At 55.9% G+C, this 23,790-nt stretch carries 14 protein-coding genes and 1 pseudogene; 8 read left to right on the top strand and 7 right to left on the bottom strand.

Features of this window, described 5'->3' with window-relative positions; translation table 11 throughout:
- Positions 1-2: 2 nt before the first annotated feature.
- Both yqeB and yqeC read right to left on the bottom strand, forming a co-directional pair.
- Positions 3-1,592, bottom strand: a complete 1,590-nt coding sequence (gene yqeB / locus ACMV5H_RS04495; RefSeq protein ID WP_414821504.1) for a selenium-dependent molybdenum cofactor biosynthesis protein YqeB — start codon at positions 1,590-1,592, stop codon at positions 3-5.
- A gap of 28 nt (positions 1,593-1,620) precedes the next feature.
- Positions 1,621-2,397, bottom strand: coding sequence for a selenium cofactor biosynthesis protein YqeC (yqeC, locus tag ACMV5H_RS04500; RefSeq protein WP_414821505.1), 777 nt, complete (start codon positions 2,395-2,397; stop codon positions 1,621-1,623).
- A 468-nt stretch (positions 2,398-2,865) separates the two neighbouring features.
- Here yqeC and ygfK point away from each other — a divergent pair, with 468 nt between their 5' ends.
- From ygfK to ACMV5H_RS04540, 8 genes are all read left to right on the top strand, one after another.
- Complete coding sequence (gene ygfK / locus ACMV5H_RS04505; RefSeq protein WP_414821506.1) at positions 2,866-5,973, top strand: putative selenate reductase subunit YgfK; 3,108 nt, start codon at positions 2,866-2,868, stop codon at positions 5,971-5,973.
- Between the two features lie 2 nt (positions 5,974-5,975).
- Positions 5,976-7,304, top strand: coding sequence for a putative aminohydrolase SsnA (gene ssnA, locus ACMV5H_RS04510; RefSeq protein WP_414821507.1), 1,329 nt, complete (start codon positions 5,976-5,978; stop codon positions 7,302-7,304).
- Positions 7,305-7,357: 53 nt separating this feature from the next.
- Positions 7,358-8,131 (top strand): molybdopterin-dependent oxidoreductase FAD-binding subunit, encoded by a 774-nt coding sequence (gene ygfM / locus ACMV5H_RS04515; RefSeq protein WP_414821508.1) that lies wholly within the window; start codon positions 7,358-7,360, stop codon positions 8,129-8,131.
- Complete coding sequence (locus ACMV5H_RS04520) at positions 8,131-11,010, top strand: molybdopterin-dependent oxidoreductase Mo/Fe-S-binding subunit (RefSeq protein WP_414821570.1); 2,880 nt, start codon at positions 8,131-8,133, stop codon at positions 11,008-11,010. The genes ygfM and ACMV5H_RS04520 overlap by 1 nt, the downstream gene beginning before the upstream one ends.
- Before the next feature lie 237 nt (positions 11,011-11,247).
- Positions 11,248-12,663, top strand: a complete 1,416-nt coding sequence (locus tag ACMV5H_RS04525) for a nucleobase:cation symporter-2 family protein (RefSeq protein ID WP_021804795.1) — start codon at positions 11,248-11,250, stop codon at positions 12,661-12,663.
- 83 nt (positions 12,664-12,746) lie between these two features.
- A complete protein-coding gene (guaD, locus tag ACMV5H_RS04530; protein ID WP_414821509.1) occupies positions 12,747-14,063 on the top strand; it encodes a guanine deaminase in 1,317 nt (438 codons plus the stop codon).
- A gap of 102 nt (positions 14,064-14,165) precedes the next feature.
- Positions 14,166-15,530 carry an NCS2 family permease gene (locus ACMV5H_RS04535; RefSeq protein ID WP_094982319.1) on the top strand — a complete coding sequence of 455 codons (1,365 nt, stop codon included), beginning with the start codon at positions 14,166-14,168 and terminating at the stop codon, positions 15,528-15,530.
- 228 nt (positions 15,531-15,758) lie between these two features.
- Complete coding sequence (locus ACMV5H_RS04540) at positions 15,759-16,064, top strand: Rpn family recombination-promoting nuclease/putative transposase (protein ID WP_051363674.1); 306 nt, start codon at positions 15,759-15,761, stop codon at positions 16,062-16,064.
- A gap of 6 nt (positions 16,065-16,070) precedes the next feature.
- Here ACMV5H_RS04540 and xdhC read toward each other — a convergent pair whose 3' ends face one another.
- The 5 genes and pseudogenes from xdhC to ynfF form a co-directional block, all read right to left on the bottom strand.
- Positions 16,071-16,547, bottom strand: coding sequence for a xanthine dehydrogenase iron sulfur-binding subunit XdhC (gene xdhC / locus ACMV5H_RS04545; protein ID WP_021804789.1), 477 nt, complete (start codon positions 16,545-16,547; stop codon positions 16,071-16,073).
- Positions 16,541-17,422 carry a xanthine dehydrogenase FAD-binding subunit XdhB gene (gene xdhB, locus ACMV5H_RS04550; protein WP_414821510.1) on the bottom strand — a complete coding sequence of 294 codons (882 nt, stop codon included), beginning with the start codon at positions 17,420-17,422 and terminating at the stop codon, positions 16,541-16,543. Before xdhB ends, xdhC begins: the two co-directional genes overlap by 7 nt.
- A 12-nt stretch (positions 17,423-17,434) precedes the next feature.
- Positions 17,435-19,720 carry a xanthine dehydrogenase molybdenum-binding subunit XdhA gene (gene xdhA / locus ACMV5H_RS04555; RefSeq protein ID WP_414821511.1) on the bottom strand — a complete coding sequence of 762 codons (2,286 nt, stop codon included), beginning with the start codon at positions 19,718-19,720 and terminating at the stop codon, positions 17,435-17,437.
- A gap of 429 nt (positions 19,721-20,149) precedes the next feature.
- Positions 20,150-20,275, bottom strand: a complete 126-nt coding sequence (locus ACMV5H_RS04560) for a hypothetical protein (protein WP_256461419.1) — start codon at positions 20,273-20,275, stop codon at positions 20,150-20,152.
- A 53-nt stretch (positions 20,276-20,328) separates the two neighbouring features.
- Positions 20,329-22,767, bottom strand: a pseudogene (gene ynfF / locus ACMV5H_RS04565) (selenate/tellurate reductase subunit YnfF).
- Positions 22,768-23,790 lie beyond the last annotated feature (1,023 nt).

Consider the following 23,790-nt stretch of genomic DNA (forward strand, 5'->3'; position numbering starts at 1 on the left):
CTCTATCTGCGCCCAAGTTTCATCATGGCTTCAAGCACCGCCCCGGCGACGGCCCGCGCCTTATCTGACACCGTGGTGTAATCTGCCAGCGTACCGCGCGGATCGATATCACCGATTTTAGTGCCGGTTTTGACCTCCAGCCCATCATGCAGCAAACCGCGCACCATACCGGAAAGCGGCGAAATCACCGGCACCTCGCCGCAGTGGGCCACCACATCCCCCTCCTGCACCAAATCCCCCAAAGCGACGCGACATTGCATAATGCCATCGGCGGGTGCACGGATCACCCGGCGGGTGGTGTGGCCAGCGATATTGCCGGGAATACCGGTATTGGGATGGGTGTAACCTTGATAAATCACCCGCCCCAGCGCGTGGCCGCGATTGGTTTCGATCACCGCATCGCAATCCTGTCCGGCGTTGAAGCCAGGGCCAAGAGCCACGGTAATCGGGGCCATATTGCGGTGGGTTCCCAGGTTTTGCTTGGCTAGGATGGCATCCACCAGAAAACGGGGTTTGAGCTGCTCCAGGCTGCGGGTCTCTGGGTCAACCAGCAGCGGGATCTCGCCACGGTTGATGATGTTGAAAGCTTCGTTGACGTCGTTGGCCAGGCAGGCGGTGACGCCCTCTACGCAGGTTTTGCCGTCAAACATCGCCTGAGCAAATGCCACCGTCCGGCGAATGGCGGTCGGTTGGGCAATGTCCAGCATGATGACCTGAAAACCGGCATGATACAGCCGCAGCGCCACGCCGGTGGCGATATCGCCTGCGCCACGGATCACCACCAGTTTGTCGCGCGTTAAGCGGATGTCATTTTTCATCAGCCCGCCAGCAGATTGGTTGCGCACTTGCAGCAGTTCAGCCAGCACGCTAATGGCGATTTCTTCCGGCGTTTCTGCGCCGATGTTGTAGCCGACCGGGGCATGGAGTTTGGCAAGCTTCTCATCATCTACGCCGCGCTGGCGCAATTGTTGGGTAAAGGTCTGCACCTTGCGGCGGCTGGCCCGCAATCCCAGATAGCGCAGTGGCTGCTCGATCAGCACGTTGAGTGCCTCGCAATCCTGATTGTTGGTGGCGATAATCACAAAGTTGGCCGGATCAATATTCATCTTGTCGATGGCTTCTGGGAAGGTCTCGCCATGAACCAGAGTGGTGTCCACCGGAAATAGCGCCGGGTCGAGGCTGGCCGGGTAGATATCGGCAACGTGAATATCAAAGCCCAACGGCTTGGCGGCGCTGGCGATGGCGCGGTTGACGTGCCCGGCCCCGATCAATATCAGGCGCGGGCGTAGACCATGCACGTCGATATACACCGACATCGCGCCCCCACAGTCCGAGCCTACCGCGTCCTGCCCGGTGCGTGCCATGCGGCCATGAAATACCCTGGCCTTGCGCTCCGAAATGGCGGCAATTGCCTGTTCAATCACCAGGCGTTCGATCATGCCGCCACCGATGGTGCCAATACAGCCACCGTCGGCCATCACCAGCATCTGCCCTGAATGGCGCGGTGTAGATCCACGGCTTTCGATAATCTGGGCGAGCGCAAAGGGCTGGTTTTGCTCTTCTAAACGTGCAGCTTCGGCGAAGATATTCATGATGACCTCGTCAATAACCTCAGAAATATTATCGTGTTAAGCGCCGTATCAGGTGGTGGATCGCCGGGGTCTCCTGCACTGCGCCAAACCAGATGGCGCTGAGCGTCAGCTCTGGCCGCAGCAGGGTTTGCCACCTGGCTGCCAGTTGATTATCACAATGAGAAACCTGATTGATCAGCCAGACCCGCCGCGCCTGAGAGGGTGTACCTTTGAACATCCCTTCAGGGTGCGAGATCAGGGTGTCGAATACCCGGTGATCCAGTATTTCACCGGCCGTGACCCCCGTCAGCGCGGAGAAAATCGCCCAACGGTGAATTTGCTGTGGGTCTGCGGGACGATCGATCACCTGGCCTCCGGTTAGCGCGATAACACAATCACTGCGGGAGGGGATGCAAGGTTCATGCCTTGCCGGGGCTTTCAGGGGTAACCCTCGGGAGCCGTCCGCCTCGGCCAGGATCACATCGAAGGCACCATGCTGTCTGATTACGTCGATTTGCTCGGGGGTTAACCCGATAACCTTGTTATCCTGCGGCTGATAATGACTGAAGCAGGCGGTAATGGCCGGGGCGCTGCTGGCGTTGGGCGGTTGGCCTATCAACAGGTGGTGGTAGTCGGCAGCGGTGGGCAAGTACATCTTGGTGGTGGTAGTGAACAGCACGCGTTTGCCCTGGTGATAAAAGGCCTGCGCCAGCCAGTGCAGGGTACTGGTTTTCCCCCCGGCGCCAATCAGGGCGATCAGCAGCGGCTGGCCCCGATCGAGGCGGTGATATTCCTCACTGAATAATTCTCTGAAGCTGGGCGTCATAAATAGCCTGTTTTGTGAGTCAGAAAACGGGGTAAATAACGGTGATTTAACCGATAACCAATATGCAGTTTTTTCAGGATAGAGTGCCGATTTAATCGCAAACAACCTTGATGTAATCGATATTTGGCAAACATTCATACTTTATCGATTGCGGTCTCGTTTTTAACCGAAGTGCTATTTGGCCGTATCAAAGTGATAGCTGGCGATGTTTTTTTGATAATTGATTCTATTAGCGTAGCCGTGATGATTAAGCGACTACCTGCACTGATTGTTATTCTCAGTTGCGATAGTGAGCCCGTTCACAAATAAAATTAACAATTAGAACTACCTCACGAATTTAACCGCTGGCCAACCACGTTGGGAGATTTGGCCTGATTGTTGCTGCGTTATGCCTATCCGCTGTGGAAAACCGCCCTCAGGTTTTTACAGACTCATCATTCAGGCATTTCGCCGCAAGGAGATAAAGCTATGGGAGATTTAATGCGTCCCGTTCCGTTCAAGGCGCTGTTAACCCGGATTTTTGATGAATATCATGAGAGCCGGTCTATTTTTGGTATTCCAGAAAAGCAGTTTTATCGCAAACATGACGATCGGCGGATTAACGTCTTCAATGAAAGTTGTGAAACGCCACTTGGCCCGGCCGCAGGCCCGCATACTCAGTTGGCGCAGAATATCATCGTTTCCTGGTTGACCGGCGGACGCTTTATCGAATTGAAAACCGTGCAGATCCTCGATAGGTTGGAGTTGGAAAAGCCCTGTATCGATGCCGAAGACGAATGCTTCAACACCGAATGGTCAACCGAGTTCACGCTGCTCAAAGCCTATGATGAATATTTAAAAGCCTGGTTTGCCCTGCACCTGCTGGAAGAAATGTTTGATCCACGGGCCAAGGGGGAAAGTAAATCCTTCATTTTCAATATGAGCGTGGGTTATAACCTCGACGGGATTAAACAGCCGCCGATGCAGGACTTTATCCATAACATGATGGACTCTGCACAGCACCCGAAATATGCCGAGTATCAACATATTCTTGCCGCATGGGTTAAGGCCGAGGGCTTTATTAGCCAGTTCGCCTTATCCGCCCAACGCGGGGCATTGGCACAGTTGCCAGAGCATATTCCAGCGCAACTGGTCAGCGGTATTACCCTTTCGACCATGCACGGTTGCCCGCCAGATGAAATTGAAGCCATCTGCCGCTATATGCTGGCAGAGAAACGGCTCAATACCTTTGTCAAATTAAACCCGACGCTGCTGGGTTATCCGCGCGTGCGTGCCATTCTGGATAGCTGCGGGTTTGATTATGTCGGGCTGAAAGAGGAATCTTTCGAGCACGATCTCAAACTGGAGCAGGCGATCGCGATGTTGCACCGCCTGACCGCCCTGGGGAAACAGCAGAAGTTGGGTTTCGGGGTCAAACTGACCAATACCCTGGGGGCGATCAACCATAAAGGCGCCTTGCCGGGCGAAGAGATGTATATGTCCGGGCGCGCTCTGTTCCCGCTTTCCATCAACGTGGCGGCGGTTCTCTCCCGCGAGTTCAACGGGGAGCTGCCGATTTCCTATTCCGGTGGAGCAAGCAAGTTTAATGTACGCGAGATTTTTGACACTGGCATCCGGCCAATCACCATGGCCACCGATCTGCTCAAGCCCGGTGGCTATTTACGCCTGACGGAGTGCATGCAAGAGCTGGACGCTTCCGATAGCTGGCAGATGACGCGCATCGATGTCGATAAGCTGCAAGCGCTGGCAGACAAGGCCGTCAGCATGGAATACACCCAGAAACACTGGAAATCAACGGATCGCATCGACGCGGGTGGCCCATTACCGATGATTGACTGCTATGTGGCTCCTTGCGTCACCGCCTGCGCCATTAAACAGGATATCCCGGAATATATCCGGCTGCTGGGCGAACAGCGCTATGCCGATGCGTTGGAGCTGATTTATCAGCGTAACGCCTTGCCAGCCATTACCGGGCATATCTGCGATCACCAGTGTCAGTACAACTGCACCCGTCTTGATTACGACAGCGCGCTGAACATCCGCGAACTGAAAAAAGTGGCGTTGGAGAAGGGCTGGGATGAGTATCAGCGCCGCTGGCATAAACCGGCAGGCTCTGGCAGCAAACGCCCAGTTGCCATTTTGGGAGCTGGCCCGGCGGGTCTGTCAGCCGGGTACTTCCTGGCGCGGGCCGGGTATCAGGTTACGCTGTTTGAGCGTGAGGCGAATGCGGGTGGGGTGGTGAAAAACATCATTCCACAGTTCCGCATCCCGGCGGAGCTTATCGAGCACGATATCGACTTTGTGGCCGCCCACGGCGTGAAGATGGTTTATGGCTGCGATCCCGATCTGACCGTCGACAAACTGCAACAGCAGGGCTTTGACTACGTGTTTATCGGTATCGGCACCGATAAAAACAGCGGCGTGAAGCTGGCGGGCAATAACCGCAACGTCCACAAATCTTTGCCGTTCCTGCGCGATTTCAACCTCGGTAAGCCGATGAACCTGGGCAAACACGTGGCCGTGGTCGGTGCCGGTAACACGGCAATGGACTGTGCCAGGGCCGCGTTGAAGGTGCCTGGCGTGCAGGACGTCACCGTGCTGTACCGCCGCACGCTCAATGAGATGCCAGCCTACCGTGAAGAGTATCAGGAGGCGGTAGAGGACAACGTGCAGTTTATGTTCCTCACCAACCCGGAACACTTTGATGCCAACGGTACGTTGACGGCCAGAGTGATGGCGCTGGGAGAGCCGGACGAGAAGGGGCGCCGCCGCCCGGTCGCCACCGAACAGACCCTGACGCTGCAGATGGATTCCTTGATCACCGCCATTGGCGAGCAGGCTGACGAGGAAGTGCTGCATAAGCTCGGCGTACCGCTGGATGACGCAGGCTATCCACAGGTCAACACCGCCACCGGCGAAACTACCCGGCCTAATGTCTTCCTGATCGGCGACGTGCAGCGTGGCCCGTCATCCATTGTTGCTGCCATCGGTAGCGCCCGCAACGCCGCTGAAACGGTGCTGGCACGGGAGAACGTCAAAACCCATCACGCCGACAAATACTGGTCGAACGTCGATCCGGCGGAAATCTATCGCCGCAAAGGCGCTATTTCGGTAGCGCTGGTGGATAAAACCGAGCGCGAGGCCTTCGTGGCCCAAGAGGCCCAGCGCTGCCTGGAATGTAACTACGTGTGCAGCAAATGCGTCGACGTTTGCCCGAACCGCGCCAACGTGTCGATTGCCATACCGGGCTTCCAGGATCGTTTCCAGACCCTGCATCTGGATGCCTACTGCAATGAATGCGGCAACTGCGCCCAGTTCTGCCCGTGGCAGGGTAAGCCTTACCAAGACAAAGTGACGATCTACAGCCTGCCGCAGGACTTTGCCAACAGCACCAATCCAGGGTTCCTGGTGGATGGGGCACAGGTGAGCGTACGGCAGGACGGCAAGCTTTACCAACTGCAGATCGATAACGACGGCCAGCTTGAGCAAGTGCCGCCGGAACTGGAGGAGATGTGCCGCATTATCAGCCATGTGCACACTCATCATCATTATCTCCTTGGCCAGGTGGAGGTGTAGTCATGCTGATATTAACCAATGCAACCGGCGTGCAGCTCGACCCCGCCAGCGTACAGCACGGTATCGATATCGCCATTGAAGGGGCGTTGATCAAAGAGGTGGGGCAAGGGTTGGCGGCCAAATATCCCCAGGCGGAAGTGCGCAATATGCACGGCAAATGGGTGATGCCAGGGATTGTGTGCGCCCACAACCATTTCTACTCCGGGTTATCACGCGGGATTATGGCCAACATCGCGCCCAGCCCGGACTTTATCTCCACGCTGAAGAACCTGTGGTGGCGGTTGGATCGGGCGCTGGATGAGGAATCGCTGTATTACAGCGGTCTGATCTGCTCGTTGGAAGCCATCAAGAGCGGCTGTACGGCGGTGATCGATCACCACGCCTCGCCCAACTTTATCGCCGGTTCGCTGAAAACCCTGCGCGCAGGCTTTATCGAGACCGGGCTGCGTGGCATGACCTGTTTTGAAACCACCGATCGCAACGGCGGGGAGCGCGAACTACGGGCTGGCGTGGAGGAGAATATTGCCTTTGCCCAGTTGATCGACGTCGCCAAAAAAGCCGGTAAGGAGCCTTACCTGGTGGAGGCGCATATTGGCGCTCACGCACCGTTCACGGTTTCTGATGCCGGGTTGGAGATGCTGCAAGCGGCGGTTAAAAGTACCGGCCGTGGTCTGCATATCCACGCCGCCGAGGACAGCTATGACGTATCCCATAGCCACGACAAATATGGCAAGGATCTGATCGAGCGCCTGGCGCAATACGATCTGATCGGGTCAAAAACGTTGGTCGCCCACGGTCTGTATCTGTCTGCAGCGGACATCGAACTGATCAACCAGCAGGATGCCTTCCTGGTGCACAACGCCCGCTCCAATATGAACAACCACGTGGGCTATAACCATCAGCTGGCGCAGTACCGCAACCTGGCGCTCGGCACCGACGGCATCGGCTCAGACATGTTTGAAGAGCTGAAGTTTGCCTTCTTTAAACACCGTGATGCGGGCGGGCCGTTGTGGCCGGATAGCTTTGCCCGCTTCCTGGCCAAGGGGAATCAACTGCTGGCGCGCAACTTTGGCGCCAACTTCGGCAGCCTGGCCGCCGGTTACAAAGCGGATCTGACCATCTGCGACTACTCGTCACCCACGCCGCTGGCGGCGCAAAATATCGGCGGACATCTGGCCTTCGGCATGGGGGCTGGCAGCGTCAACAGCGTAATGGTGGAAGGCCGTATGGTCTATCAGGATCGCCAGTTCCCGTTCGATGTAGAACCGATCTACGCCCAGGCGCGCAAGGTAGCGGCCAAGCTGTGGCAGCGTATGGATACCTTGAAGTAAACCGGTCGCCGCCCTGCGAACACCGGGGCGGCTGACATTGATGAGGGTGCAACATGATTGAGCAATTCTATCGGCCAGGATCGGTACAGCAGGCGCTAGAGCTAAAACGCCAGTTCCAGCAGGATGCCGTCTATTTCGCTGGCGGCAGCAAACTAAACGCCACACCCACTAAAACACGGCAAAAGATTGCCATCGGGCTGTCGCAGCTGGGGCTGGATCAGGTGAGCTGGCAGCAGGGGGCATTGCATATCGGTGCCACCATTACCTTACAGCGTTTAATGGATACCCAGCTTATCCCACAGGCCCTGCGTGAGGCGCTGGGTTTTGTCTATTCCCGCCATATTCGCAATCAGGCCACGCTGGGTGGTGAAGTCGTTTCGGCAACGAAAGATTCGGTGCTGCTGCCGGTGTTGCTGGCATTGAGTGCCCAGGTGGTGGTGGGCAGCGGCAAGACGATGGCGCTGGAAGACTATCCGCTGTGCGGCGGCAGTGAATTACTGCTGGCGGTGATACTGCCGGAGCCTTACCGTACCTGCGCTACCCGTAAAATTGCCCGTTCAGCGGCGGGGTTGCCGGTGGTGACTGCGGCCGTATCCCGCGATGCGCAGGCGAAAATTCGTATCGCCCTGAGCGGTGTGATGGCTCCTGGCCGCCTGCGTGATGCAGAGAACAGTGGTCTGAGTGGCCCGGCATTGGAGCAGGCAGTGGCGCAGATGATATCTCCGCCAGACGACATCTGTGGCAGCCGCGCCTATAAGCGCTATATCACCGGTGTGGTGGTGGCAGACCTGTTGGCGGCTTGCCAGGCATCAGGGGAGAAAGCATGATGAATATTCGCTTTACGCTTAACGACATCCCGCAGGAGATGCAGTGCCAACCCGGCGAAAACGTCCAGCAACTGCTGTTTACGTTGGGAATGCATTCGGTCCGCAATAGCGATGACGGCTTCGGCTTTGCAGGTTCGGACGCGATCCTGCTCAACGGTGTGGTGGTCAACGCCTCGTTGCTGATCGCCGCCCAGTTGGATAATGGCGCGGTGACCACGGCCGAAGCGCTGGGGAGCTGGAACCAGCTCAGCCTGGTGCAACAGGCAATGGTGGACGTGGGGATCGTCCAGTCCGGCTATAACGATGCGGCGGCGGCGCTGATCCTGACGGATCTGTTGGCCCGCATTGAGGAACCAACGCGCGCGCAAATAGACGATGCGCTGTCAGGCTTGTTCAGCCGTGATGCCGGTTATCAGCAGTTCTATCAGGTCGTAGCGCTGGCGGTGGCTCGCCGTAACGATCCTGAATTCCAGTCGCTCGCGGCTCCCGAATTCCGCAGCGATCTGAACGTGGTCGGTAAGCTGTGTCCTAAGGTGGACGCGGCGAAAATGGTACAGGCCAAGCCTTGTTATGTGGAAGACCGCGTGGCCCGCAATGCCTGCATCATCAAGATGCTGCGCAGCCCGCATCCTCATGCCTTGATCACACATCTGGACGTCAGCAAAGCCGAAGCGTTGCCTGGGGTGGTGCATGTGATCACCTATCGCAATTGCCCGGATATCTATTACACCCCCGGTGGGCAGAGCGCGCCAGAACCTTCACCTCTAGATCGTCGGATGTTTGGCCAAAAGCTGCGCCACGTGGGTGACCGGGTGGCGGCGGTTGTGGCCGAGAGCGAAGAGATTGCGTTGGCCGCGCTGGCGTTGATCGATGTCGAATATCAAGTGCTTAAACCGGTGATGTCGATCGATGAGGCGATGGCGGAAGGGGCACCGCTGGTACACGACGAACCGATTGTTTACGTCCACGGCGCACCGGAGGACCTGGCCGAGCAGAACCAGGGTAGCGCAGAGCGTGGCACCGAGCATGTGACGATCAATTTCCCGATTGGTGCCAAACCCCACAGCAATATTGCCGCCGCGGTACATGGACGCATTGGCAACGTGGATCAAGGCTTTGCCGAGGCGGACGTGGTGCTGGAGCGCACCTACGAATCCAAACAGGTGCAGCAGTGCCCGGCGGAAATGCACGTCTGTTACACCTACATGGACGGCGATCGGCTGGTGATCCACGCGTCAACCCAGGTGCCTTGGCACCTGCGCCGCCAGGTCGCCAGGATCGTCGGGCTCAAGCAGCATAAAGTGCACGTGATCAAAGAGCGGGTCGGCGGCGGTTTTGGCTCCAAGCAGGATATCCTGTTGGAAGAAGTGTGTGCCTGGGCAACCTGCGTGACCGGCCGTGCGGTTTATTTCCACTATACCCGCGAAGAAGAGTTCATCAGCAACACCTCACGCCACGTGGCCAAGGTGCGGGTGAAGATTGGCGCGAAAAAAGATGGCCGCCTGACGGCAATCGATATGAACTTCCTGGCCAATACCGGCCCTTATGGCAACCATGCGCTGACGGTGCCCAGCAACGGCCCGGCGCTGTCGCTGCCGCTTTATCCCTGCGATAACGTCAATTTCCAGGTGACCACCTATTACAGCAACATCTGCCCAAACGGGGCTTATCAGGGGTACGGTGCGCCAAAAGGCAACTTCGCCCTGACCATGATCCTTGCGGAAATGGCGGAAAAACTGCAGATGGATCCGCTGGAAATCATCGAGCGTAATCGGGTAGTTGAAGGGCAAGAGTTGAAAATCCTCGGGGCGATTGGCGAAGGCAAAATGCCGACTTCGGTGCCAAGTGCCGCCAGCTGTGCGCTGGAGCCGATCTTGCGCAAAGGGCGTGAGCTGATCCAGTGGAACTCACCGAAAGTCAGTCAGGGAGACTGGCAGATTGGCCGTGGCGTGGCCATTATCATGCAAAAATCCGGTATTCCGGATATCGATCAGGCCAACTGCATGATCAAGCTGGAATCGGACGGTACCTTTATCGTGCATTCCGGCGGGGCGGATATTGGCACTGGGCTGGATACGGTCGTGGGCAAACTGGCAGCGGAAGTGCTGTGCTGCCCGTTCTCCGAGGTACATGTGATCTCCGGCGATACCGACCATGCCCTGTTTGATAAAGGGGCCTACGCTTCTTCCGGAACCTGCTTCTCCGGCAATGCGGCGAAGAATGCGGCGGAAAATCTCAGGAAAAAAATCCTGTTCCACGGCGCGCAGATGCTGGGTGAGCCAGAAAGCGACGTCACGCTGGTGGTTCCAGGCGTGGTGCGCGGTAAACAGGGCGAAGTGACGTTCGCCCAGATTGCCCATAAGGCAGAAACGGGCACCGGCTTTGGCACCCTGGTGGCCACCGCCAGCTATATCTCTTCTAACTTTGCCTTCCCGTTTGGCGCCAACTTTGCCGAGGTGGCAGTCAACGTGCGCAGCGGGGAGATCCGGTTGGATAAGTTTTATGCCTTGCTCGATTGCGGCACCCCGGTTAACCCGGAGCTGGCGCTGGGGCAAATCTACGGGGCTTCAATGCGCGCCATCGGCCACAGCATGACGGAAGAGATTATCTATGACAGCCAAGGCTCGCCGATCACTCGTGATTTGCAAAGCTATGGCGCACCGAAGATTGGTGATATCCCGTTGGATTTCCAGGCGTTCCTGGTGCCCAGCGACGATCGGGTGGGGCCATATGGGGCCAAGTCGATCTCCGAGATTGGCGTCAACGGAGCGGCCCCGGCCATCGCTATGGCAATCCACGATGCCTGTGGCGTTTGGCTGCGCGAATGGCATTTCACCCCTGAGAAGATTTTGAGGGGGTTAAATAAGCTGTCAGCGTAGACTCTGTAATAAGTCGTACCGGGATAGTGGCCAATTACGGTCATTATCCCGCTATACCTGCCGAGTTAAACCGGCGGCGGGTATAAACGATTCAATATATTAGCCAAAGGCTAATCTGTTATTGCCGCCATATATGAGCTCATCGCTCAGGCTAGCCCGTGGGATCAACATGGCGAAAGTGCAGGGCGTGGAGCTTATTGAATCAGATGATCAAATTTACTGGAATGGAGTAAAGAGATGTCTGATATGCCTACTTCAAATAACGACCTTATTTATCGGGTGGAAGATAAACCACCTTTCGACCAATGCATCGTGGGGGCAATCACCCATTTACTGGCTATTTTTGTGCCGATGGTGGCACCTGCACTGATCGTCGGCACCGCGCTGGGGTTGCCGCCGGACGTCACGGCCTATCTGGTATCGATGGCAATGATAGCCTCAGGGATTGGCACCTGGTTGCAGGTGAATCGCTATGGCCGCGTAGGCTCCGGCTTATTGTCCATTCAATCGGTCAACTTTTCCTTTGTGACGGTGATGATCGCCTTGGGCAGCACGATGAAAGCCGATGGCCTGCATGTGGAAGCGATCATGTCCACGCTGCTGGGCATCTCTTTTGTTGGTGCATTCCTGGTGGTGGGCTCCTCGTTTATTTTGCCCTATCTGAAACGGGTGATCACGCCCACCGTGAGCGGCATTGTGGTGCTGATGATTGGCTTGAGCCTGATCAAGGTGGGCATTATCGATTTTGGCGGCGGTTATTCAGCGAAAAGCAGCGGCACCTTTGGCAACTACGAAAATATCGGTATCGGCCTGTTGGTGTTGCTGGTGGTGATCGGGTTTAACTGTTGCCAGAACGCATTATTGCGCATGGGGGGCATCGCCATCGGCTTGATTGTCGGTTATGTCGTGGCGTTGTGCCTGGGCATGGTGGATTTTTCGGTGATGCAAAACCTGCCGGTAATGACCGTTCCCGTTCCCTTTAAATACGGTTTCTCTTTCGATCTGCATGCCTTCCTGGTGGCTGGCATCATCTATCTGCTCAGCGTGTTGGAGGCGGTCGGCAGTATCACCGCTACCGCAATAGTGTCCGAGCAGCCCATCAAGGGGGATGAATATACCGCACGCCTGAGCGGTGGAGTGCTGGCCGATGGGCTGGTCTCGGTGATTGCCGCCATGCTGGGCTCGTTGCCGCTGACGACATTTTCCCAGAATAACGGCGTGATCCAGATGACCGGCGTCGCCTCGCGCCATATCGGCAAATATATCGCCGTGATCCTGGTGGTGCTGGGGCTGTTTCCCGTCATTGGCCGCTTCTTTACCACTATCCCCGCACCAGTGCTGGGCGGCGCCATGACACTGATGTTCTCGATGATCGCCATCGCCGGGATACGCATCATTATCTCCGACGGTTTAAACCGTCGCGAAACCATCATCGTCGCCACCTCGCTGGGGCTGGGCCTTGGCGTCTCTTACGATCCGGAAGTGTTTCGTATTTTGCCCGAGTCGATTTATGTGCTGGTGGAAAACCCGATCTGCGCCGGTGGGCTCACGGCCATTTTCCTCAATTTGCTGATACCGCAAAACCCGCGTGAGAAACCTGACGCCGAGGAGGCCGAATTCGAGGTGGTTACAGCGGAAAAAAACACCGATTGAGATTGCTGACAAAGGTTACTTAGGGGGGCTGTATGCGGCGCCCGCCTGGCAACATCCGTTTTATGGCGACAAGGAATTTCAGTATGGAGCGTGAACAATCAATCAAGGCCGTGCGGGGCAGTTTTCTCGATATCACCCGCACCGTACAGCATCCGGAAGAAATCGAGGGCCATCTGCGCTTTATTAAAGACGGGCTACTGATCATTCGTGATGGGCGGGTGGAGTGGTTTGGCGACTGGGAGGTGGGTCACCACCAGATCCCCGACAGCATCCGGGTGCGTGACTACAGCGGTAAAATGATCGTGCCAGGGTTTGTCGACACCCATATTCACTATCCGCAGTGTGAAATGGTAGGAGCCTATGGTGAACAATTGCTGGACTGGCTGAACAAGCACACCTTCCCGGCGGAGAAGCGCTATAACGATCTGGAATACGCCCGCGAGATGTCGGCGTTTTTCATCAAGCAGCTGCTGCGTAATGGCACCACCACCGCGCTGGTGTTCGGCACCGTGCATCCCGAATCGGTAGAGGCGCTGTTTGAGTCGGCGCGCCATATCAATATGCGGATGATCGCCGGTAAGGTGATGATGGATCGCAACGCGCCCGATTACCTGCTGGATACCCCAGAAAGCAGCTATAGCCAAACCAAGGCGCTGATTGAGCGCTGGCATAACAATGGCCGCCTGTTATACGCCATCACCCCGCGTTTTGCGCCAACCTCCTCACCGGCACAACTGGAGATGGTGCAACGCCTGCGCCAGGAATACCCGGATGTTTACCTGCATACCCACCTGTCGGAAAACAAGGATGAAGTGGCTTGGGTGAAAGCCTTGTTCCCAGAGCGCAAAAGTTATCTCGATGTTTACCATCACTACGGCATGACCGGCAGAAAAAGCGTATTTGCCCACTGTGTGCATCTGGAAGACGCCGAGTGGGATTGTCTGCACCAAACCCAATCATCCATCGCCTTTTGCCCGACCTCCAACCTGTATCTCGGCAGCGGCCTGTTTAATTTGCCCAACGCCTGGCGGAAAAAGGTGCGGGTGGGGATGGGCACCGACATCGGCGCGGGCACCACCTTCAACATGCTGCAAACGTTGAACGAGGCATACAAAATCATGCAGCTGCAGGGCTACCGGCTCTCAGCGTATGAGGCGTTTTATCTGGCGACGTTGGGCGGGGCCGATGCCCTGGGGCTGGCGGACACCATTGGTAACTTCAACCTGGGGAAAGAGGCAGACTTTGTGGTGCTGGAGCCGACGGCCACGCCGCTGCAACAGTTGCGCTACGACAACTCAAAAACCTTGATGGATAAGCTGTTTGTCATGATGACGCTAGGGGATGACCGGTCGATCTATCGCACCTATGTCGATGGCCGGCTGGTGTATGAACGTACTTAAAACCACCGCACTGCAATTTGCCAGGATTGGCGTTACCCCCAGCGAGTGCCGTAACGGCAAGCCCGTGGGGTAGGTGAGTGTAAACTTTCAGAGGGCATTGATATGTCTAATAATTTATCGCAGGCGACGTCAGGAAAAGCGGCCAGCTCGCTAGACAGCTATTTCAAGATTAGCGAGCGGGGTAGCAGCGTTCGGCAGGAAGTATTGGCAGGGTTGACCACCTTTTTGGCAATGGTCTATTCGGTGATCGTGGTGCCCGGCATGCTGGGCAAGGCCGGTTTCCCTCCTGCTGCGGTATTTGTCGCCACTTGCCTGGTTGCCGGTGTGGGGTCACTGGTAATGGGCCTGTGGGCTAACTTGCCGATGGCTATTGGCTGCGCCATCTCATTGACGGCGTTTACCGCGTTCAGCCTGGTGCTTGGCCAGCATATCAGCATCCCCGTTGCCCTGGGGGCGATCTTCCTGATGGGGCTGATATTCACCGCCATTTCGGTAACCGGGGTGCGCTCATGGATCCTGCGTAACCTGCCGATGGGCATAGCGCATGGCACCGGGATTGGTATCGGCCTGTTCCTGCTGCTGATTGCTGCCAACGGTGTCGGTATGGTGATCAAAAACCCGCTGGACGGTTTGCCGGTGGCGCTGGGGTCGTTTGTGTCTTTCCCGGTGATGATGTCGCTGCTCGGCCTGGCGATGATCCTCGGGCTGGAGAAATTACGTGTGCCGGGCGGGATCTTATTGGTGATCATCGGTATTTCCGTTATCGGTCTAATTTTTGACCCTAATGTGAAATATCAGGGGTTGTTTGCGTTGCCCAGCCTCTCCGGGCCGGATGGTAGCTCGCTGATTTTTAGTCTGGATATCAAAGGGGCGTTGAATCCGGCGATACTGCCGAGCGTATTGGCGTTAGTCATGACGGCGGTATTTGATGCCACGGGCACCATCCGGGCGGTCGCCGGGCAAGCTAACCTGTTGGACGAGGATGGGCAGATTATCAACGGTGGCCGGGCATTAACCGCCGACTCCATGAGCAGCATGTTCTCTGCGTTGGTTGGGGCCTCACCGGCTGCGGTGTATATCGAGTCTGCTGCGGGAACGGCTGCTGGCGGTAAAACTGGCATGACGGCGGCGGTGGTGGGTGTACTGTTCTTGCTGATCCTGTTCTTGTCACCGCTGTCTTATCTGGTCCCCGGCTATGCGACGGCACCGGCGCTGATGTATGTGGGCCTGCTGATGCTGAGCAACGTGGCCAAGCTGGATTTTGACGACTTTGTCGATGCCATGTCTGGCCTGGTGTGCGCGGTATTTATCGTGCTGACCTGTAACATTGTCACCGGCATTATGCTGGGCTTCAGCACGCTGGTGATTGGCCGCGTGTTCTCTAACGAGTGGCGCAAGCTGAATATTGGTACGGTGATAATCGCAGTGGCGCTAGTGGCATTCTATGCTGGCGGCTGGGCGATTTGATGGCAAGAAAAAGGTTAGCCGCTTACTGACCAATCTGCACTCAATTCTTCATGTAGGAGCGCTGCATGCCACGCTCCTACACAGTTCAATACATCAATTCAGTTCGAATATGTCTATGAATGCCCGATGCATTACAGATAAGAACAAGGCTGGCAGGTAATAATCTAAGTTTTTATTTAAATCAATGAATTGAGATGTTTTTATTTGAATGGCTTACTGTTTCCTCTGATGATCTTGAATAATATCGTTGATAAATTATCTGCTGCGGGGAGTACGACCAAACCGGAGAGACTGCTCCGTGAATTGGCCAGACGCGCGCCGCAGCATGAGGAGGAATTGATGACTATTGCAGAATATCTCGAGCAGAAAGGTTTCGATAAAGGTATAGAGAAAGGTATTGAGGAAGGGCGAAAGGAAGGGCGAGAAGCCATCTTGAAGATAGCGCTCTCCATGCTGGCTAAGGGCTTCGATCACGCTATGGTCATACAGCTGACCGGTCTTTCAGAAGAAGAGCTGGCGCAAATCCGCCACTAGCGTTTCTCAACGCGGTATCTCCTCATCCAGCTGCTGCGCCTGCTCCACTGCCTTGACGATCGAGGTATAGCCGGTGCAGCGGCATAAATTCCCAGCCAGGCCGCGGCGGATCTCCTGCTCGGTAAGGCGGTGGCCGCGAAAACGTTCCACCATCGAGGTACTGGTCATCACCAGTCCCGGCGTACAAAAGCCACACTGCACCGCTCCCACATTCACATAAGCCTGCTGTACGGCAGACAGTTTGCCCTGTTTCACCTCGCCCTCGGTAGTGCGGATGGTTTTGCCATCGGCCCAGAGCGCCAGATAAATACAGGTGTCCGTAGCAACATCGTCGATCAGTACGGTACAGGCACCACACTCGCCCACGCTGCACCCTTGTTTGACGCTGTTAAGCCCTTGCTGGCGCAGTAACTCCATCAGCGACAGGCGGGGATCGACCTCGAACTGATAGGGGCGGCCATTGATGGTGCAATTGATCAACATGATAACTCTCCTCCAGCACGTTGGGCCGCCTGGGCCAGCACGCGCTCTGCCAGCGTACGGATGATTTGCATACGAAACTCTTTGCTGGCGCGCCAGGATGAACGTGGCAGCACGTCACCTATGACCGTCTCACGCACGGCGGCGAGCGTTTGTGCATTGAATGGCTGACCCAGAGCTGCGGCCTCGGCATTTGGGGCACGGATCGGTGTTGGGGCCGCTACGCCAAAGGCGATTTTCACCGCGCTAAAGTGGCCATTTTCAATTTTGCAGGCCGCCGCGCAGCCGATGGTGGCAATATCCATCGCACCACGCATGGCGTATTTGTAATAGCTGGCACCAAAGTGCTGATAGTGCTGTGGCCTGAACAGCAACGCTACGGTGACCTCATTTTGCCCTAACGCGACTTTGCCTGGACCGGTGTGGAAACCTTGGAGCGGCGTGCGGCGCAGCCCTGTGGGGGTAGCGATTTCCAGCTCGGCTTCCATCACCACACAGGGTGAGGCGGAATCGGCACTGGTGGCACCGTTGCAGATATTCCCACCCAGCGTGGCGATATTCCGCACCTGTGGCCCGGCGATTGTCGTGGCTGCCTCTGCCAGGATCGGGATATGGCGTTGCACCAACGGTGAATCGATAATCTGGCTAAAGGTGGTGCCACTGCCGATGTGCAGCGTGCCATCCGGCAGCAGCTCGATACCGTTCAGCTCGTTCAGGCCGTGAATATCCACCAGATGGCGATATTTGCCGTTCATATGATGGAGCTGGATCAGCACGTCGGTACCTCCAGCAATCAACCGGGCCTGCGGATCGGCGGCTAATTGCCGCACGGCATCGTCTATGCTGGTCGCCCGATAATAATGCGCAATATCGTACATAATTTTCTCCAGTTACTCGATCAGGCCCGCTTGCGAAAAATAGCGATACAGCGTTTTGGGCGTTAGTGGTAACTCATCTATCTTCACGCCGGTTGCCATCCAGATGGCGTTGCGGATCGCCGGGGCGGGAGAGATCAGCGGCGGCTCACCCAGCGCCTTGTGCCCATAAGCAGATTGCGGCTCATAGGTTTCGACAAACGCACAGCCCAACTCTGGCAGATCGAGAATGGTAGGGAACTTGTAATCCAGTAGATTGTTATTGCGTACGATGCCGCTTTGCTCGTCGATGATCATCTCTTCGAACAGCGTCCAGCCGATGCCCATCCCCATTCCGCCATGCACCTGGCCCTCGGCCAGCAGTGGGTTAAGGATCTGGCCGGAATCGTGCAGGTTAATGATCTTGTTGATGGTGACCTTACACAGCTCAATATCGACGGTGAGGTCAACAAAGGTGCAGCCAAAGGCGGGCGGATTGCTGCGGGTTTTGCAGGACACCTCGGCCATAATCTGCCCGCCGACCTCCTGATCGTAATGGGCGCTCATGGAGACCTCTTGCACCGAGCACAACACTTTTTCCGGCATCTCCTTCAGCACCACCTCGCCGCTGATCACATCCAACGCCCATTCGGGCTGGCTATACATATAGGCTGCATGGGTCAGGATCTTGGCGCGCAACTCTGTAGCGGCCTGGCGGATGGCAGGGGCTGCGACATAGCTTTGCCGCGAGGCGAAGGCACCGGGATCGTAGGCGGTAATATCGGTGTCTTGGGTGGAGATAACGCGGATGGAAGAAAAAGGAACGCCGATGGTTTGCGCCGCCATTTGTGCAAACACGGTATCCGATCCCTGGCCAATTTCCGTCGCGCCGACTTGCAGATGGACGGTGCCATCCTGGTTCAGTAACAGCCGGGCGCTGGCAATCTCGACGCCAACTGGATAGGTATTGGACGCATAGCTAAGGCAGGCCACGCCAACGCCGCGGCGGATGGGGCCACTTTGGTTCAGGCAGGCGGCACGACGGGCATCCCACTCAAACAGTTCCCGGCCTTTTTGCAGGCACTCGATAATCCCGGCGCTTTTGATCTCCTTGTGATTGAGCGGATTGATATCCCCTTGGCGGGCGACGTTTTTGAGCCGCAGTTCCAGCGGATCCATCCCCAGTTGGGCGGCGGCTTCGTCAATCATGCATTCCAGGGCAAAGGTCACCTGAGGTGCACCGTAGCCGCGCATGGCGCCGGCGTTCGGCAGGTTGGAATAAAAGGTGGTGGCTTGGTAGCCGAAGGCGATACGCGGATACAAATAGGCGATTTTATTGGCTCCGGCGGAGGCAATGGAGTGGCCGTGAGAAGCATACCCTCCGGTATTGGAGAGCACATCCAGGCTATAGGTTTGCAGGATGCCGTCGCGGTTAATGCCCATCTTACCGCTGATGGCGAACGAGTGACGGGTACGAGATGCCAAAAAACACTCTTCGCGGCTCAGTTCAACCTTGACCGGCACGCCGCTGAGTTTCCAGGTCAGGAATGCGGCCATCGGCTCTTCCAAGACGTCCTGCTTATTGCCGAATCCGCCGCCGATATAGGGCTTGATCACCCGGATGGACGACCATGGCCGATCTAGCGCCTGGCCTACCACACGGCGAACCAGATGGGGAATTTGGGTGCTGGAGACGATCACTATGCGATCCATCTCGTCCATGTAAGCGTAGGAAATCACCCCTTCCAGATGACAATGTTGCACTACCTGCGTGCTGTAATTGCCTTCGATCACGATCTCTGATGCAGCCAATGCCGCCACGGGATCGCCGCTGCTGAGCTGGTGTTGTTTCAGTAGATTACTTTTACCGCCGTGTAACAGCGGCGCATCGGCAGCCAGCGCGGTTTTTGCTGTGGTCATCACTGGCAGTGCCTGATATTCCACTTCAACCAGCATGGAGGCTTTCTCTGCCGTTAACGCGTCGCAGGCGACAACGATCGCCACGCCATCGCCGTGATGGCGTACATGCTGGGTCAGCAACTGTTTATCCGCTACGTCACGCTTATTGGCATCCAATGACCAGGCATGGCCTGCCGTCGGAAAACCGTGCTGCGGCACATCCTGATAAGTGAATATGGCTTCAACCCCCGGCAATTGCAGGGCTTTGCTGGTGTCGATATGCGTAACCAGACCATGGGCAATCGGGCTACGAACATATTTGGCATGACGCATACCCGGCATGGTCATATCGTCGGTATAACGTGCCCGACCGGTGACTTTGGCTTGCGCATCGACGCGTTCGGGCGAGGTTCCTACAGGCATCCTGCTCTCCTCGGTGAGAGAAAAAGTCGCGATAGCCAACAGCAGCAACTTACAGGCCATAATGGCTTGAGAAATCAGCCGGATGTGGGATTTGTGAAGTGAATCTGGTTTATGGCGTAAGGGGGGAGTATTTGGTGGTCTAAGAGGGGGAGGCCGCACCAAGGTCGGTATGGCAAAGACGGTGTGCGACGATAATTTATCATATTGATAAGCAGAAGATTATCAAGTTGATACAAGCTATATCAGTTTGGGGCCAATCTTGTCGTGGTTTTGATGGTTAAATCGCAGTCATACCGCACCTTGCGTTGTATGCCAGTACGGTAGCGAGTCGCTACCGTCGCTCACCTCCACCGTCAGCATTAATTCTCCGCGCCGCAGTTGAATACGCAGACCACCGTTATCCCGGCAGACATGCATATCGGTTATTGGTTACCGATCGTCAAAATCCCCTACGTCAATAAGCGCCGCCTGTGCCTGATGGCTGCGCAAAGTCAGATAACTTAGATGGGGCGCTGCCGGGTTGACCGATGCATAGCCTTGCCACAGCATCGCCATGTAGTCACAACGGTATTGAAGGGGGTGGCCTAGTTCAGCCAGCCCCAAACCACCTACAGCTTCACAATCTGCACCAGATTGGTGTGTTGCGGATTGCCCTTGGCCAGCGGGGAAGGGCGATGGTGGGTCAGAATATTCACGCTGCCGCCGTGATCGACCTTATCACCAAACATATCCGCCGCCAGCCAGGCACCTTGGCCCATTGCCGTGACGCCGGGCATAATGCGTGGCGTTACCTTCGCCTGGATCTGCGTCTCGCCCCGGCCGTTAAAGACCTTCACCCGATCGCCGTTGTTGATGCCGCGCGCCTGCGCATCCAGCGTGTTGATCCACACCTCCTGCGGGCAAGCCTGCTGCAACACGTCAATGTTACCGTAGCTGGAATGGGTTCTGGCCTTGTAGTGGTAACCAAACAGCTGCAACGGGTATTGGCTGCTCAGCGGATCTTCCCAACCTTCGAACCCGGCGGCATAGACAGGTAACGGGTGGATCACATCTTCTGGTGCTAGCTCCCAGGTAGCAGCGATCTCCGCCAGCCGTTCGGAATAAATTTCAATCTTGCCCGATGGCGTTTTCAGTGGGTTGGCCTGCGGATCTTCTCTGAACGCCTTGAAGGCTACCACGTGCTCTTCCGGGCATTTGCGTTTATAAATGCCTGCGCTCTTCATCTATTGATAACTTGGCATTTCCGGGTTGCGTTCGCGGGTTTTCTCACACAGGTATTCGATCCACTGCTGCTGGTTGCGCCCCTCGGTGAAGGTCGCTTCGGCCTGTGGCCCAACCCGTTTGGCCACCTCGGAAAGGATCTCGTAAATCGGGCGGCGTTCAAACTTGCGCGTGGTGGCGGGCTGGCCCAGTATCACGTAGCCCATATTGCCCGCGGACTCATGAGAGATCAGGTCTTCCTGCTCGGTTGGCATCAGGTCGGGCAGCAGAATGTCGCAATATTTGGCCGATGAGGTCATAAAGTGCTCGATGCCAACGATCATTTCACACTTGCTGTCGTCTTGCAGGATCTGGTGGGTACGGCTGATATCACCATGCTGATTGATCAGCGTATTACTGGCATAGCACCAGATAAATTTGATCGGTACGTCCAGCTTATCTTTGCCACGGATGCCGTCACGCTTGGCGGTCATTTCCGGGCCGCGCATGATGGCATCGGTCCAGGTAAACACCGAAATCTTGGTCTGTACCGGGTTGGTCAGCATATCGAACCATTCTACGCCCAGATCGAAGCTGCCTTCGCGGCAGCCGGTATTTCCGCCGTTGATACCGACGTTACCGGTCAGGATCGGTAACATGGCAATGGCCCTGGCGGTTTGTTCACCGTTGGCGTGACGCTGTGGCCCCCAGCCCTGGCAGATATAGGCCGGTTTGGTCATGCCGATTTCGCGGGCCAGTTGGATAATGGTGTTGGCCGGTATCCCGGTGATACGAGCCGCCCACTCTGGCGTTTTGGCGATGCCATCGTCACCCTGGCCGAGAATATAGGCTTTGTAATGGCCGTTTTTTGGCGCGCTGCTGGGCAGGGTGGTTTCATCATAGCCTACGCAGTATTTATCCAGGAACGGCTGGTCCACCAGGTTTTCGCTGATCAACACATGGGCTATGCCTGCAACCAACGCCGCATCGGTGCCCGGGCGAATCGGCACCCACTGATCTTCACGGCCACCGGCGGTATCGGTATAGCGCGGATCGATGACAATCATCTTGGCGTTAGAGATTGCCCTGGCTTGCTCCAGATAATAGGTTACCCCGCCACCGCTCATGCGGGTTTCCGCCGGGTTATTGCCAAACAGCACCACCAGCTTGCTGTTGGCGATATCATCCGGGCTGTTGCCCTGCTGTGCGCCGTACAGATAGGGCATGGCGGCGGTGATCTGCGCTGTGCTGTAGCTGCCATAGCGGCTGAGGAAGCCACCGCAGGAGTTCATCAGGCGATAAGGCACGTTGGAGTTGGTGATATTGCCGCCGTCGACCCCGGTACCGTACAGCACGTGCACCGCCTCATTACCGTATTCCGCCAGCGTGTGCTTCAACTGGCCGCTGATGGTATCCAGCGCTTCTTCCCAACTGATGCGTTTGAATTTGCCTTCGCCGCGTTTGCCGACGCGTTTCATCGGGTACTTCAGCCGGTCCGGGTGGTTCATGCGGCGGCGGATAGAGCGCCCGCGCAGGCAGGCCCGCACCTGATGGTTGCCATAGTGATCGTTGCCGGTGTTGTCGGTTTCCACCCAGTATACTTCGTCATCCCGCACGTGCAGGCGCAGCGCACAGCGGCTGCCGCAGTTTACGGTGCAAGAACTCCAGACCACTTTGTCTTCCGGCTGTTGGGCATTTGGCAATGGTTCGGCGGCGGCGGTTTTACGGAAGGGCAGCACCAGCCCCGAAGTGGCGGCCAGTAAACAGCCGGTAGCCGAGCCGGTTTTGATTAGCTTACGGCGGCTGAACGGGTGATGAAGCAGGTCCGGGTTGTGGTTATCGTTCATGATAGTGCTCCCTGTGCTGGCCTATTTCGCTGCCGATAACGCCTGATGTCTGGTTTGCTATTAACCCATGATGTCTCTTGGCAAGACGTTTTAAGCCAGGCAACCGTGGTGTGATATATTAAAAGTGCTAACCTGTAGCGAATAAAGCCGTCTACATTAATGAAGTTGCATTGGTAATATTAGCCATGCAAAGTTATCTCTCAGCTTGATAATTAGATCACCTCTTAATAAGTATACTCGTGCGCGGGGTAGATGAAGTTTGCTTGAGGTCAAGTTTTAGCTTTTCGCAAGAGAATAAAGCGGGTTGGTTGCTTTTTTTTTCAAAACAGCAAGCGCTATGTTCAGTCCAAGGACTCAATCTATAGCATATTTGGTTGGTATGATTAGGGGAGGTTGGTGATTTAAATCCAGCGTCGATACAATATTGTTATGGCCTCGTGCAACATAAGCCCCCCGGCACGCGCGAGTCAGAGGGATTAGCAAAGTCATTCATTGACTAATTCACGATGGATTGCATGATGACCAATCCCCGCCAGCCGTCGCAGTAGTAGGAAAAACCCGGTAAAAGGTCGACATCCTGCAACACCGTTAGCAAGCAAGGCCCCGCTGATGACTCTGCAATAAAATTATAAACTAAAACGGCATATTACGTGTTTTCCTGCCCCGGGCTTTCCTATACTCATCACGCTTGATTGTGTCGTAAAGCTTATGCTGAAGCAGGGGGGATATTAATTGTTACAAAACGACGCATGTGAATACATTATTATTCTTGTTGTTTGCTTGGCGACTTATTTAACGGGCTTAGGATTTTTAATTTAAAAGGTAATGAGAGTTATTGTTATTTAAATACGTGCGCGAATAAATCCAGCCAGATAAATATGCAAGAAAAATATTTTTTGCTGAAGCGATTTTTCTCATGTTACGCAAATATTAACTGTTACCTCAGCAAAGGTTGATAAAGATCAACTCAGGGTAGCCAGAAAATAACAATATATTAACCACCCGCATACTGTGTTTACGGGC

The sequence above is a fragment of the Serratia sp. N21D137 genome, from assembly GCF_047530005.1.
GTDB lineage: Bacteria > Pseudomonadota > Gammaproteobacteria > Enterobacterales > Enterobacteriaceae > Chania > Chania fonticola_B.